At 64.5% G+C, this 13,673-nt stretch carries 14 protein-coding genes and 2 pseudogenes; 7 read left to right on the forward strand and 9 right to left on the reverse strand.

The genetic code is table 11. The annotated features are described in order from the left end of the window. Positions 1–155: 155 nt before the first annotated feature. Positions 156–608 (forward strand): GNAT family N-acetyltransferase, encoded by a 453-nt coding sequence (locus tag LB553_RS27375; protein WP_224517928.1) that lies wholly within the window; start codon positions 156–158, stop codon positions 606–608. On the opposite strand, the gene LB553_RS27380 is transcribed toward LB553_RS27375, so the two are convergent. Together LB553_RS27380 and LB553_RS27385 are read right to left on the reverse strand one after the other, a co-directional pair. Next, the gene (locus LB553_RS27380; RefSeq protein ID WP_224517929.1) at positions 598–1,017 is read right to left on the reverse strand and encodes an ACT domain-containing protein; all 420 of its coding nucleotides are present in this window, start codon (positions 1,015–1,017) and stop codon (positions 598–600) included. The genes LB553_RS27375 and LB553_RS27380 overlap by 11 nt on opposite strands. 168 nt (positions 1,018–1,185) lie before the next feature. Continuing rightward, positions 1,186–1,629: a cupin domain-containing protein gene (locus LB553_RS27385; protein ID WP_224517930.1), complete on the reverse strand. Its 444-nt coding sequence runs from the start codon at positions 1,627–1,629 to the stop codon at positions 1,186–1,188. A gap of 191 nt (positions 1,630–1,820) precedes the next feature. On the opposite strand from LB553_RS27385, the gene LB553_RS27390 reads away from it, so the two are divergent. The 4 genes and pseudogenes from LB553_RS27390 to LB553_RS27405 all read left to right on the forward strand — a co-directional run bounded on the left by LB553_RS27390 (position 1,821) and on the right by LB553_RS27405 (position 4,376). Then, entirely contained in the window at positions 1,821–2,915 is a 1,095-nt protein-coding gene (locus LB553_RS27390) for a helix-turn-helix transcriptional regulator (protein ID WP_224517931.1), read from the forward strand. Positions 2,916–3,019: 104 nt separating this feature from the next. Further along, a pseudogene (locus tag LB553_RS27395) lies at positions 3,020–3,429 on the forward strand (DoxX family protein). A 10-nt stretch (positions 3,430–3,439) separates the two neighbouring features. Beyond that, a pseudogene (locus LB553_RS27400) lies at positions 3,440–3,966 on the forward strand (SRPBCC family protein). A gap of 146 nt (positions 3,967–4,112) precedes the next feature. Continuing rightward, a complete protein-coding gene (locus tag LB553_RS27405; RefSeq protein ID WP_224517932.1) occupies positions 4,113–4,376 on the forward strand; it encodes a YMGG-like glycine zipper-containing protein in 264 nt (87 codons plus the stop codon). A 68-nt stretch (positions 4,377–4,444) separates the two neighbouring features. Here LB553_RS27405 and rpsP read toward each other — a convergent pair whose 3' ends face one another. The 6 genes from rpsP to LB553_RS27435 form a co-directional block, all read right to left on the reverse strand. Beyond that, a complete protein-coding gene (gene rpsP / locus LB553_RS27410; protein ID WP_127866065.1) occupies positions 4,445–4,840 on the reverse strand; it encodes a 30S ribosomal protein S16 in 396 nt (131 codons plus the stop codon). 106 nt (positions 4,841–4,946) lie between these two features. Then, on the reverse strand, positions 4,947–5,273 hold the full coding sequence (locus LB553_RS27415; protein WP_224517967.1) for a chorismate mutase: 327 nt from the start codon (positions 5,271–5,273) through the stop codon (positions 4,947–4,949). 8 nt (positions 5,274–5,281) lie between these two features. Next, the gene (gene ffh, locus LB553_RS27420; protein ID WP_224517933.1) at positions 5,282–6,871 is read right to left on the reverse strand and encodes a signal recognition particle protein; all 1,590 of its coding nucleotides are present in this window, start codon (positions 6,869–6,871) and stop codon (positions 5,282–5,284) included. A gap of 344 nt (positions 6,872–7,215) precedes the next feature. Further along, a complete protein-coding gene (locus LB553_RS27425; protein ID WP_224517934.1) occupies positions 7,216–8,166 on the reverse strand; it encodes a CPBP family intramembrane glutamic endopeptidase in 951 nt (316 codons plus the stop codon). A gap of 149 nt (positions 8,167–8,315) precedes the next feature. Then, the gene (locus tag LB553_RS27430; RefSeq protein ID WP_224517935.1) at positions 8,316–8,921 is read right to left on the reverse strand and encodes a DUF1236 domain-containing protein; all 606 of its coding nucleotides are present in this window, start codon (positions 8,919–8,921) and stop codon (positions 8,316–8,318) included. An 85-nt stretch (positions 8,922–9,006) separates the two neighbouring features. Further along, positions 9,007–10,086: a putative zinc-binding metallopeptidase gene (locus LB553_RS27435; protein WP_224517936.1), complete on the reverse strand. Its 1,080-nt coding sequence runs from the start codon at positions 10,084–10,086 to the stop codon at positions 9,007–9,009. 459 nt (positions 10,087–10,545) lie between these two features. Between LB553_RS27435 and LB553_RS27440 the strand changes: the two genes are divergently transcribed. Continuing rightward, entirely contained in the window at positions 10,546–11,349 is an 804-nt protein-coding gene (locus LB553_RS27440) for a lytic transglycosylase domain-containing protein (protein WP_224517937.1), read from the forward strand. A gap of 252 nt (positions 11,350–11,601) precedes the next feature. Here LB553_RS27440 and LB553_RS27445 read toward each other — a convergent pair whose 3' ends face one another. Beyond that, positions 11,602–12,822 carry an argininosuccinate synthase gene (locus LB553_RS27445; protein WP_224517938.1) on the reverse strand — a complete coding sequence of 407 codons (1,221 nt, stop codon included), beginning with the start codon at positions 12,820–12,822 and terminating at the stop codon, positions 11,602–11,604. Between the two features lie 160 nt (positions 12,823–12,982). On the opposite strand from LB553_RS27445, the gene LB553_RS27450 reads away from it, so the two are divergent. Further along, a complete protein-coding gene (locus tag LB553_RS27450) occupies positions 12,983–13,624 on the forward strand; it encodes a LysE family translocator (RefSeq protein ID WP_224517939.1) in 642 nt (213 codons plus the stop codon). The last annotated feature ends 49 nt before the right edge of the window (positions 13,625–13,673 follow it).

Here is a 13,673-nt window from a genome sequence, read left to right on the forward strand (position 1 = left end):
GGCCGTATCGCCGCTGCGCGGCTGGCCCTGCGCGGGCGCGCCGGAAGGCCGGCGGCCTGCGGTCGCAGGCTCGGCCTTCGGCCGGGGCGCTTCTTCCTTCTCCCCGTTCAACGGGGAGAAGGTGCCCGAAGGGTGGATGAGGGGGCAGCGCCGTCATGTCCAGTTCTCCTGAGATCTTACTACGGCCAGCCACGAGCTCGGACGCCGCCGCCATCGCAATCACGATGCGCGCCTCGCTGAATGCCATCGACTGGATGCCGTTGCTGCACACGCCTGAGGAGGACTTGTTCTTCATCCGCGACATCCTGCTGCCCAATCAGCAGGTGACGGTCGCCGATGCTGGCGGCCGCATCATCGGCTTCATCGCCATCGGCGGCGAGTGGGTCCGGCAGCTCTATTTCGATCCGGCCTGGACTGGACAAGGCATCGGCAGCCGGCTGCTTGCTCAAGCCACCGCCGGCATGTCTCTGGTCAAGCTCCATTGCTTCCAGGCCAATACCGGCGCGCGCCGCTTCTACGAACGCCACGGCTTTCGCGCCGAAGCCTTCGGCGACGGCTCGGCCAATGAGGAAGGCTTGCCAGATATTCTTTATGTCCTCAGGCGCTGAACCCAGGCCCATTTTCGGCCGCCAGGCCGCGCAATATCGCCAGCGCTTCCTCCGCCCGCTCCGCCGGCACGAACAGATGGTCGTGATAGAAGGCCGAGACCGGATTGACGCCCATGCCGGCCGCCGCGAGCCGCGTCGTGATGGCGGCGAGGAAGCCGACGGCTTCCAGCGAGGAGTGGATGTCGAGCGTGATCATCCGGCTGCGGAACGTGCCGGCAAGGCCGGCAGCCTTCGCCTGGCTTTCGGCCAGGATCAGCGTCGTGCCCTCGCGCTCGATGAAGCGCATGACCGGCTCCAGGCCCTCCGGCAAGGCTGTGCCGGGCGGCAAGGTCGCGAAGACATAGACTTCCGGGTAAAGCTGCGGCGTCATCGATGCCAGCAGCTTTTGCAGGTCCGTCTCGCCGCTCATGGTTTCCTTTCCCGGAATGCGCGTGGCGCTGTTCTTCTGTCTTGACGCAATTCCGGACGCGTGGCTACGGCGAAGGCGCCGAGCAACCGCTTACACTTTTCCTGAAAATTGCTTTCGGGGGACGTCCCGGAACATCTTCCCGGCCCTCGGGCTGGGGTCGCCTCACGTTCACGGATATCTTAACGGTGGCCCGGTAATCTCCATGTCGAACTGGGCCGCGATCGCCTTGATTGCAGCCACGTCTCGCGGAATCTCCAGTCCCTGCGCGGCAACCGCCGGGAAAAAGCCTTCGAGACCTCCCGGGGACAGGATGGCGATCCATTGCGCCGGCTCGACGACGACGAAAGCGTGCTCAACGCCAGCGGGAATGTGGAATATTTCTCCGGCGCTACGTTCGGAAGTTTCCCCGGCGCGCCAGAAGCGCAGCCGCCCTTGGAGAATGACGAAGATTTCGTCGGCCTCGAGATGGCGGTGGCGCGGCGGTCCGTCGCACGGACCAGCATCGGATGCAAATGCCCCGAGCTTGCCGCCGGTCTCGCGCGCCGTCAGAAGCGTTTCGTAGTGCGTACCGTTCCAATCGGTCTGAGTGCCAGGTGCTGCCCGCGTTTGCATCTTCGCCACATGGGGTTGGAGTGAAGCTTGATGGCGTCACGATAGCTACACGCTGACCTCGGGCGGTCGCCTCGTATGAACATATGAGATACGGCGGGGAACGGTTGTCAGCAAAGCCGGCTTCCGGCAAACTGCAGATCCCTTCAGGTGAGGGAGCGGTGAAACCGGCACGCATGCACGACTTTGAAGGCATGGTCGGGCAGATCTACGATGCGGCGGTCGAACCCGGCCGCTGGCCGCTGGTTCTCGAGACGCTCTCGGATTTCCTCGAAGGCGCCGCCACCAAGCTGACGTTCCAAAACGCAAGGACGTTGCGCAGCGAAGCGAGTTCGGTGCGCATGCCGCCCGAGGCGGACCTCACCTACGCGCAGTATTACTACAAGACCAATGTGTTCCTGCCGCGTATCGCCAAGCTGCGCGCCGGCGCGTTGATTCCGGTGTGGGACCTCGTGCCGCGGGAAGTCTACCAGCGCTCCGAGTTCTATAACGACTTCTGCCGACCCGGCGACATGTGCCACCCGATCGGGGTCGTGCTGGCCAACGAACCGGACATGCGCGTCGTGTTCACCTGCGGACGCGCCAGGACAGCCGGCGAGTTCGAGCCCGAGCATCTCGAGCGGCTGCGCCGCGTCGGGCCGCATCTGGTTCGCGCGGCGAGCGTGGGATTGCGCCTCTCGCGTTCGGAGATCGCCAGGAGTGCCAATGTCGAGGCGCTCGACCGCGTCGCCCAGGGCGTGCTGATCGTGGCGGCGAATGGCGACATCCTGTTCGCCAACCGGGCGGCCGAAGCGCTGCTCACCGAAGCCGACGGAATCAGGATCGAGAAATCGGCGCTGCGCGCAAATAAGCCAGCGGATGCCGCGCAATTTCGCCGGTTGATTGCCACGGCCGCGGAGCAGTCGGACACCGCAGGCGGCGTGATGGCGCTCGCGCGGCCGGCGCCGCGTCGACCGCTGAGCGTGCTGGTGGCGCCGCTGAAGATCGAGTCGACATGGTTCGTGACCGGCCGCCCCGCCGCAATCGTGTTCGTGGCCGATCCGGACAGCACCCCGCGGACCATGCTGGCCCAGTTGCGCAATCTCTATCGGCTGACCCCAGCCGAGGCCGCCGTGGCCATTGCGATCGCCCGCGGCGAAGGACTGCAAGCGGTCGCAGACGAGCTCGGCATCAGCCTGACCACGGCGCGCACCCACCTGCAGCACGTGTTCGAAAAGACGGAGACGCGGCGGCAGGCGGAGCTGGTGCGCCTCATTGCGGCGAGTGGCGTTTACGACCGGTTGGCGTAACCGTCGCGGAAAAGACTCCGGACCCTGTAGGATCGCGGCCCCATAGCGCGTCCTTGGTTCGACCTCCGCAGAGGGGTCGGTCGAGCCATCAGGAGGAAACATCCATGAGCATGTCCGAAGCCGTGCCCGTCTCGAACGGCGCCTTGTGGACCGGGCGCGCGCTCAGCGCCGCCGTCGTCCTGTTCATGATCTTCGACGGCGTCATGAAGCTGCCGCCGCTGGATGTCGTCACCCGGACGATGGCCGAACTCGGCTGGCCGGCCGACGCCAATGTCGCGCGCCTGATCGGGGTCATCGGCTGATCTCGACCGCGCTCTACGCCTTGCCGCGCACCTCGGTGCTCGGCGCCATCCTGCTCACCGCCTATATGGGCGGCGCGATTTCGACCCATGTGCGGATCGGCAACCCGCTCTTCTCGCACACTTTGTTCGGCGTCTATCTCGGTATCATCCTGTGGGGCGGGCTCTATCTGCGCGACCCGAGGGTACGCGCGTTGATCCCGTTCTCGCGATAGGGAGAGAAAAATGCTCACCACCATCCTCATTATCCTGGTCGTCATCATCGCCGCCGTGCTCATCTATGCCGCGACCCGGCCGAACCATTTCGTCGTCACCCGCTCGGCCAGCATCAAGGCGCCGGCCGAGACGATCTTCCCGCTGATCAACGATTTCCGGCGCTGGCCGGAATGGTCGCCCTTCGAAAAACTCGACCCTCAGATGCAGCGCACGCTGTCCGGCACCGACAGCGGCAAGGGCGCGGCCTATGCCTGGGAAGGCAACTCCAAAGCCGGCAAGGGCCGCATGGAGATCACGAATTCGGTGCCGTCATCCTGGTCTCGCTCAAGCTCGACTTCGAAAGGCCGTTCCGGGCCAACAACACGGTCGACTTCTCGCTCTCGCCGTCCGGCGACGGCACCACGGTTACCTGGGCAATGCGCGGCGCAAGGCCTTTCATTGCCAAGCTGATGGGCCTGTTCATGAATTTTGACACGCTGATCGGCAAGGATTTCGAGGCCGGGCTCGACAAGCTGAGGCGCCTTACCGAGCGCTGAAAAGCACGATATTTCAATGAGTTCATGCCGGCGCCATAAATCCGGCCGGCACGTAGCCGGCCAATTTTCATCATTGCGGGGATCAATTTACCTGTTTGTGAGTTTAGGGCATGGCGGCGAGGACGGCGCTTGAGAGAGGAACAGCAATGAAGAAAGCAATTACCATCCTGGTGCTGACGGTCGCCCTCGGCGCCTGCTCGCAAACGGAAAAGGGTGCTGCGATCGGCGGCCTGGGCGGTGCGGCGGTCGGAGCCGCGGTGGCCAACGATCCGGTGCAGGGCGCGGTGGTCGGCGGCGCGGTCGGCGCCGTCGCCGGCGCACTGATCGGACGTGCCAGCGAAAGCGGCAAGTGCCGGTATCGCGACCGCTACGGTCGCGTCTATGTCGCAAGGTGTCCGGCGGGATATTGAGGCTGCAAAGCCGGCAAAGAAAAACGGCGGGTCCGTGCCCGCCGTTTTTGTAAGCGAAAAGGCCGGGACTACTCGGCGGTGGCGGCTTCGGCCGGAGCGGCGGTCGCCGCGGCGGCAGCAGCAGCCGCGTCTTCCTGGGCCTTCTTCAGCAGCGCGGCGCGTTCCTGCGCCTTCTTGCCAGGCAGGGCCTTGTTCGGGTTCGAGCGGGCTTCGCGCTTGGCAAGGCCGGCTTCGTCGAGGAAGCGCAGCACGCGGTCGGTGGGCTGGGCGCCGTGCGACAGCCAGTGCTTGACGCGCTCGGCGTCAACCTTGACGCGCTCGCCATCCTTCGGCAGCAGCGGGTTCCAGGAACCCAGCGACTCGATGAAACGGCCGTCGCGCGGCGAACGGGCGTCGGCGACGACGACGTGGTAGTAGGGACGCTTCTTCGAGCCCGCACGGGCCAGTCTGATCTTCAGTGCCATTGTTTTCTCCTAAAAAGCTCTGATTTCGTTTGATTGACGTTGTCTTTGCTTGCGTATGTCGTTGCCCCAAAACCGCTGCGCAGTTTTGGGCGACACGCGCCGGGCTTCACCCGGTTTTCATCACGCCGTTGTCAGCGGCGATCTGTTCGTGATGACGGATCACTTCGCGGACGACGAAGTTCAGGAACTTCTCCGCGAAATCGGGATCGAGGTTCGCATCCTTCGCCAGCTGGCGAAGGCGGGCGATCTGCTGCTGCTCGCGCGACGGGTCCGCGGGCGGCAGGCCATGCTCGGCCTTCAGAACGCCGACCGCCTTGGTGCAGCGGAAGCGTTCGGCCAGCATATGGATAAGGGCGGCGTCGATGTTGTCGATCGAAGCGCGGTAGCCGGCCAGGATGGCGCGTGCTTCGGCCATGTCTTTCTCCTCGTTCATCGCCCCGCTCACTTCTTCTTGCCCAAACCGGGCAGTCCGCCACCGCCCGGGCCGGGAAGACCGGGAAGCTTCATGCCGCCGGGCAGGCCCGGCAGTCCGCCGCCAGGAAGTCCACCCGGCAAGCCGCCGGGAAGTCCCTTGCCGAGGCCGGCGGCCTGCGCCTGTTTCTGCAGGGCCTCGAGCTGCTTGGGATCCATCTTGGACAGGTCGGGCATGCCGCCGCCCGGCATCATGCCGCCAAGGCCCATTTTCGAGGCGAGGCCGCCCATCATGCCGCGCATGAGGCCGCCGCCTTTGCCCTTGCCGCCCATCGCCTTCATCATGTCGGCCATGCCGCGATGCATCTTCAAGAGCTTGTTGATCTCGGCAGCGTCGGTGCCGGAGCCGGCGGCGATGCGCTTCTTGCGCGAGTGCTTGAGGATATCGGGATTGGCGCGCTCGGCCTTGGTCATCGAGGAGATGATGGCGAGCTGGCGGCCGAACATCTTGTCGTCGAGGCCGGCGGCGGCCATCTGGTCCTTCATCTTGCCCATGCCGGGCATCATGCCCATGATGCCGCCCATGCCGCCCATTTTCGACATCTGCTGAAGCTGCTGGGCGAGGTCGTTCAGGTCGAACTTGCCCGACTGCATCTTCTTGGCCATCGCCGCCGCCTGCTCGGCGTCGATGGTTTCGGCGGCCTTCTCGACGAGCGAGACAATGTCGCCCATGCCGAGGATCCGGTCGGCGATGCGCTTGGGGTGGAATTCCTCCAGCCCGTCCATCTTTTCGCCGGTGCCGATGAGCTTGATCGGCTTGCCGGTGACGGCGCGCATCGAAAGCGCGGCACCGCCGCGGCCGTCGCCGTCCATGCGGGTCAGCACAAGGCCGGTGATGCCGACGCGTTCGTCGAAGCTTTTCGCCAGATTGACGGCGTCCTGGCCGGTCAGCGAGTCGGCGACCAGCAGGATCTCGTGCGGCGACGACACCTTCTTAATGTCGGCCATCTCGACCATCAGCGGCTCGTCGATATGAGTGCGGCCGGCGGTGTCGAGGATAACGACGTCATGGCCGCCGAGCCTGGCCGCCTGCACGGCGCGCTTGGCGATGTCGACCGGGCTCTGGCCGGCGATGATCGGCAGGGTGGCGACCTTGGTCTGCTCGCCGAGCTGGCGCAGCTGCTCCTGCGCGGCGGGACGCCGCGTGTCGAGCGAGGCCATCAGGACCTTCTTGTTCTGGCGCTCGGTCAGCCGCTTGGCGATCTTGGCCGAGGTGGTCGTCTTGCCGGAGCCCTGCAGGCCGACCATCATGATGACGACGGGCGCCGGCGCATTGAGGTCGATGGCGACACCCTCGGCGCCGAGCATGTCGACCAGCTCGTCATGGACGATCTTGACGACCATCTGTCCGGGCTTGATCGACTTCAGCACCGCGGCGCCGACCGCCTTCTCGCGCACCTTGTCGGTGAAGGAACGCACCACCTCCAGCGCCACGTCGGCCTCGAGCAGGGCGCGGCGCACCTCGCGCAGCGCTGCCGAGACATCCGCCTCGGACAGCGCGCCGCGGCCGGTCAGGCCGTTCAGGATGGAGCCAAGGCGCTCTTGCAGGGACTCAAACATTCTTCTTCCTTTTCTCTGGCACCTGTGGATGCCCGAGAGGTAGTGCGTTCGCGCCGGGCCGCCAAGCAAAAGCGCAAAGCCAAAAAGCACCCGGGGGCGCATCGCGCTGCCGGGTGTTGGCCTCCGGGATCTCTTTACAGCACCCGCCTCAAAGAGGCTTCGGCGTCCTGGTCGGCTTTCGCGAAAGAAAACTCGTCGCGGAATTCAGCGGCTCTAGACAGGAAATCGGCCGCGGAGTCAAGGCCAATGCATGTCGCGCAAAGGTGCGCAGCGGTTTTGCGGCAACGGCATGCATCAAAAAACTATGCCGGAATCCGGGCCAAAACACCGCGATTGACGGCGGCTTAGCCCAGGCTTTGATTGGTCGCCCCGACCCGCAGCGGCGAGCGCCGGTGCAAAAGCAGCAGAATCGTCAGAAGCGTGCTGACGATGCCGATCGCCGCGATCAGAACGGCGTCCCAACTGGTCCAGCCGGGACCTTCGAGGGGCTTCGCATTGAGCAGCGCGAAGGAATTATAGGCCTCCTGGTGCGAGATCAGCAGGAAGCCGGTCAGATTGTTGCCGAGATGGGCGCCGAAACCGGCGCCGAGATTGCCGGTGACATAGACCAGGAGCGTGAGCAACAGCGCAAAGGTGCCGATCGAGATGAAGACACTGGCATTGATGGCCAGCGTCGAGGCCGTGTTCCAATGCAGCGACGTGAACAGCAGGCCCGGCAGCACCGCCCAAACCAGAGGGCTCCTGAAGCGACAGGCGAGCGCGCGCAGCAGATAGCCGCGAAACAGCATTTCCTCCGAGGAGGTCTGCAGGAAGGCGAGCAGCGCGATCGGCAGCAGGAAAAGCAGCCAGGACGAGAAGGCGATCGGTCCGCGCGCGATCTCCGGCTGCAGCCAATAGAGCAGCACTTCGGAAAGTAGCGAGGTGATCAGCACCGCAACCAGGCCCTTGAGGAAATCGCCGCCCGCGATGCGGCGGCTGACGCCGAAAAGGGCGGCGAGGGGCTCCTCATGCAGGAAACGCATCGCCACCCAGAGGCCGATCCAGATGCCGGCAAAGGAGCTCAGCGCGCTCAAGATTCCGGTGGGCGATGCCAGGAAATCCTGCATGTATTGCCCGGTCGAGGGTCCGGGAAGGCGCCAGACGATGTAGAGATACGTACCGGCAAACAGCACCAGGGCCGTCGCCGCCATCCAGAAGGCGATGACGATCGCCGTGCCAAAGAACAGGCGCGGCAAAGTTGTCTTTTCGTTCGGTGAGCAGCGATAGCGCTCGAAGGCGGCATTTTCGATCGTCACGCGGCTCCCCTGCCGAAGGCTTTCGCCACATGGGTATTAGGAGATCGGCAGTTAGCACGCAATTACCGCCCCCACGGGTTGCCGCGTGCAGACATCAAAAGACGGCCGCCATCGCTGGCGACCGTTCTTCTCACGGCGATCAAGCCCGATCAGCGCATCACATAGACGATGCGCCGCGTGCCGGGGTCGACCAGCGCGGGCTGGTTGTTCACATAGACATAACGATACCGGTAATCGGGGATCTCGCGCAGCTCGACCGTGTCGGGCAGCGTGGCGCCGGTCACCACCTCGCCCTCCAGATAGACCGGATCGACCCGATGCGTGGTGACATAGGTGCCGACCTCGGCCGGCGGTCTGCCGATCGACTCGATGGCGTCGTCGCTCGAAACGATGGCGCCGGTGTAGCTGTTGGTGGTGTAGAGATCATCGGTCGGCGGGGCCACGACGGCGATATCGGTATTGGCCGGGCGGCGGGTCACGACGACGCGGCTGCCGCCGAACTCGCCCGTGACATAATCGGAATAGACCCAACCCTTGCCGTCGGCTTCGGCGATCGTGCACCACTTGCTGCCTTCGATGCAGCCGTTGAGCGTGGCCGATTGGCCGGCCGCCAGCACGCCGATGACCGGATATTGCGGACCGGGGCCGGCGCGGACGTTCAAGTCGGTCACCGCCTGGACGGGGGTATCGGCGAAAGCGGCGCCCGAGATCGTGAGCAGCGCACCGGCCAGCGCCGGAAACAATACGCGTGTCATAGTTCTTCTCTCCGTTTTCAACGCTCCCTCGGGCTCGGAAACGAAACAGAGGCTTATGCGTTCCGGCTAAAGTCCTTGTTCCCACTCACGAATTGTTCCAGCTCTTTTTCGGCGCACCGGTCAAAAGCTCGTGCACGAAGGCCAATTTGCGCGCCGCCACCTCGGAAATCACGAAAGGGTAGAGGTCCGGCAGGCCCATGCAGCGGTTGATGGAGTTCGACGCCTCCGACAGCACAAGCCAGCGGGCCAGGATCCTTTCAAATGGCTCCGGACCCGGGTCGGGATCGGCGGGCGCCGGCTGCAAATGCCCGCCAGTATCGCTGCGCGGCAGGTCGCCCACTCCCACGGTCTCCAGCCGGCCAAGCGGGAAGTTCAGCGAATGAACCATCTCCAGCGTGTCGGTGATGTGGAGATGGTGCGCCCAGGTCTCGGCCCAGTCTTCCCAGGGATGGGATGCGGCGTAGGCGGAGATGTGGCGCTGCTGCCAGTCCGGCGGCGCGCCGTTGGCGTAGTAAGCTTCCAGGGCCTGCTCGTAATCGGCACGCTCGTCGCCGAAGAGGGCGCGGAAGGCCGAAAGGCGCGCGGGATCGTCACGGATCAGCCGATCCCAATAATAGTGGCCGAGCTCGTGGCGGAAATGGCCAAGCAGGGTGCGGTAATTCTCGCCCATCTCGACCCGCCGCCGTTCACGCTCGGCGGAATCGGCTTCGGCAACATTGAGCGTGATCAAGCCGTTGTCATGGCCGGTCAGGATGGGCTCACCGCCCGGACCGGCGCCGATCGGGTCGGCGAGAAAGTCGAAGGCAAGGCCGGTCTCGTCTTTCGCATCGGCCTTGGGCACGACCGGCAGGCCGAAGGCGAGCAGAGAATAGACTGCGCGTTTCTTCGCCGCCTCGACCCGGATCCAGCGCCGGCGGTTGCCGTCGATGGAAAGGTCGGGAATGACCTGATTGAGGGCGCATGCGTGGCAGAAAATCCGGCCGCCCTCGGCCCGCCAGTTGCAGGCGCATTCATCGGCATTGCCGCACGGAAGAATGCCGCCCTTGCCGCTGAGCACGAAGCTCGCCTGCTCCGGGTCATAGAGCACCAGGCTGGAACAGTTCAGGCACTGGGCATTCTCGAAATAGAGGCGATGGCCGCAATTGGGGCAGTCGAGCAGCTTCATGCGTGATCAACCCATGGATCGGAGCGTGGGTGCAGGCTCCGTCTTGGAGCGGGATGACTTTTCCCTGGGATCGTCAACTCGCTCCGAGATTTTTTGTGAAGCATGCCCTAACGCTTTCCGGCTTCCGGCGTTCCGGCGCTATTTCGCCGCGAGCTGGGCAATGACGGCCGACACAGGCCAATCCGGTCCATCGCCTCGCGCAGAAGGACGGAAAGCCCGGCCGCTCGAAGGGCTTTCGGCGCGGCAAGCTCGCCGAACCGGGCCAATGATCACGACGTCGACCTCTTTCATGAGGCAAGCCCGCCACAGCTGATCGCTGATCGTAGGCAGATTGCCCTTCTTTCGCCAGTGTCGGGTGTCACGTCTCCCGCGAGGGCGGTGACAATCGGGCGTTTCGCTGGCAAATTCGCAACCGGGACGTGATTCAAGGCAACATTTAAGGGCAACCAGGAGAACGACATGGCATTTTTTGCCAAAGGAAGGATTTTTGCGGCCGCCGCGGCGGTGGTGGCGATGCTTGGGCTGGTCACAGGCGCGGAGGCCGCGGCCAGCTGTGGCAAGAACGGCGCCGGCTTCGAGGCCTGGAAGCAGGAGTTCGCCGCCGAGGCCAAGGCCAACGGCGTCGGCCAAAGGGGGCTTTCGGCGCTGGCGGGGGCGACCTACGCGACCAGGACGATCGCCGCCGACCGCGCCATCCACAAGGCTTTCAGCGGCTCGGTGGAGGCGTTCATGCAACGCCGCGGGGCGTCCGCTATCATCTCAAGAGGCCGCGCGCTGAAAAAGGCCAACGCGGCGATGTTCGCCAACATCGAGCGGACCTATGGCGTGCCGCCGGGCGTGCTGCTCGCCATCTGGGGCATGGAGACCGGTTTCGGCGCCTCGATGGGCAACCAGAACACGGTGTCGGCCATCCTGACGCTCGCCTATGACTGCCGCCGCCCCGACTATTTCACCCCGCATGCCATCGCGGCGCTGAAGCTGGTCGATCGCGGCGCGCTGAGCGCCTCCTCGGTCGGCGCCATGCATGGCGAGATCGGCCACACCCAGTTCCTGCCCGGAAACGTGCTGAAATACGGCGTCGGCAGCGGAAACCTGCGCGACCGCAACACGGCGCTCGCCTCGACCGCCAACTATCTCAAGGCGCATGGCTGGCAAGCCGGCGCGAGCTACGAGGCCAATATGGGCGCGATTGCCGGCTGGAACTCGGCAAGCGTCTATCAGCAGGCTATAGCCCGCATTGCCGAAGCGATCGACGCGGACTGATTGAGATCGTCATTCCACGAAAAAGCCCGGCCATGCGCCGGGCTTTTTTTGTTGGGCTTGGAGATTGGCGAAAGCCGGGAAAGTGGGAATCTCCCAACTTGAGGGGGAGATGGCCGGCAGGCCAGAAGGGGTCGTCTCATACAGAGCGTCGACGCTGTTTCTTGTCGCGCAGGGTGTCGGCGCTTCACGCGCAGCGACCCCCTCTGTCGCCTTCGGCGACATCTCTCCCCCTCGAGGGGGAAATCAGCAGCTTCAGCGGCGGTTCCTTGCCGCCAGTGTCCTGAGCCGCAGCCCGTTGAGCCGAATGAAACCTTCCGCGTCCTTCTGGTCGTAGGCGCCGCGATCGTCCTCGAAAGTGACCAGCGCATCGGAATAGAGCGTCTTTTCCGACTTGCGGCCGGTGACGATGACGTTGCCCTTGTAGAGCTTCAGCCGCACCGTGCCTTCGACGTCGTCCTGGCTCTTGTCGATCATCGCCTGCAGCATCACGCGCTCTGGCGAGAACCAAAAGCCGTTGTAGATGAGTTCCGCATAGCGCGGCATGAACTCGTCCTTGAGGTGGGCGGCACCCCGGTCGAGCGTGATCGATTCGATCGCGCGGTGGGCGGCGATCAGGATGGTGCCGCCGGGGGTCTCGTAGACGCCGCGCGACTTCATGCCCACAAAACGGTTCTCGACGAGATCGAGGCGGCCGATGCCGTTGTCGCGGCCGAGGTCGTTGAGCGCCGCCAGCATGGTGGCCGGCGACAGTTTCTTGCCGTTGAGCGCGACCGGGTCGCCTTTGAGGAACTCGATCTCGATCTCGGTGACGACATCGGGCGCATCCATCGGCGAGACGGTGCGCTGATGCACGAATTCCGGCGGCTCGCTCCACGGATCCTCCAGCACCTTGCCCTCGGAGGAGGAGTGCAAAAGATTGGCGTCGACCGAGAAGGGCGCGTCGCCGCGCTTGTCCTTCGGCACCGGGAGCTGGTGCTGCTCGGCGAAGTTGAGAAGGTCGGTGCGGGACTTGAACGACCAGTCGCGCCACGGCGCGATGACTTTGATGTCGGGGTTCAGCGCATAGGCGGACAATTCGAAGCGGACCTGGTCGTTGCCCTTGCCGGTTGCGCCATGCGCGATCGCGTCGGCGCCGGTTTCCTTGGCGATCTCGACCAGATGCTTGGAGATCAGCGGCCGGGCGATCGAGGTCCCGAGCAGATAGGTGCCTTCATAGACGGCGTTGGCGCGAAACATCGGGAAGACGAAGTCGGCGACGAATTCCTCACGCACGTCGACGATGCGGATGTCCTTGATGCCCATCATCTCGGCCTTGCGGCGCGCCGGCTCCAGCTCGCCGCCCTGGCCGAGATCGGCGGTGAAGGTGACGACTTCGGCGCCGAGCTCGGTCTGCAGCCACTTCAGGATGATGGAGGTGTCGAGGCCGCCGGAATAGGCGAGCACGACTTTCTTGACGTTCTTGGTCTTGGACATTTTGGCGGTTCCGCGGGAAAATGGCTTCGCGGGCGAGGTATCACGGCCTTTCCGGGCGGCGCAAGAGACGAAGGTGAGCAGGAGAAGCCAATCGCCTCGGCTGGCGCGACTGGGGCAGCCGCGCTATAAACTCGCAAACCAACACGATACCGGGCCTTCTATGTCCTTCATTCCCGACACTTCGACGCTCATCCAGTTCGCTATCGCCACCGTCATCCTGGCGATCACGCCGGGACCGGACATGACGCTGTTCGTCTCGCGAACGCTGAGCCAGGGCCGCGCCACCGGCTTCGCCTCCATGGCCGGCGCGCTTTGCGGCACGCTGATCCACACCACGCTGGTGGTGGTCGGCATATCGGCGCTGATCGTCGCTTCGCCGATGGCTTTCTTCGTCTTGAAGATCTTCGGCGCCGGCTATCTGGTATTCCTGGCCTGGCAGGCGATCGCCAAGGGCTCGGCCTTTTCGCCGGAGAAGCGAACGGGACCGCAAGTTTCGCTGTTCCGCAGCTGGGCGGCCGGGCTCGGGGTCAACCTGCTCAACCCGAAGATCATCCTGTTCTTCATGACCTTCCTGCCGCAATTCGTCTCCGCGCACGATCCGAACGCATCCGGAAAACTGTTCTTCCTCGGCGTGATGTTCATCGTGCTGTCGATCCCGGTGACGGCGCCGATGGTGCTGGCGGCGGAAAAGTTCTCCGCCGCGATGAAGGCAAGCCCGCGCGTGACGCGCGTTGTCGACTATCTGTTCGGCGGCGTGTTCTCGGCCTTCGCGCTCAAGATCCTGACCGCGCACGCGAAGTAGGCTTCCATCGCCCCTTTCCCAAGCGAGCTTCCGGTCGTCCGGTCCGGCG

The organism is Mesorhizobium sp. CA8 (genome assembly GCF_020164955.1).
Classification (GTDB): domain Bacteria; phylum Pseudomonadota; class Alphaproteobacteria; order Rhizobiales; family Rhizobiaceae; genus Mesorhizobium.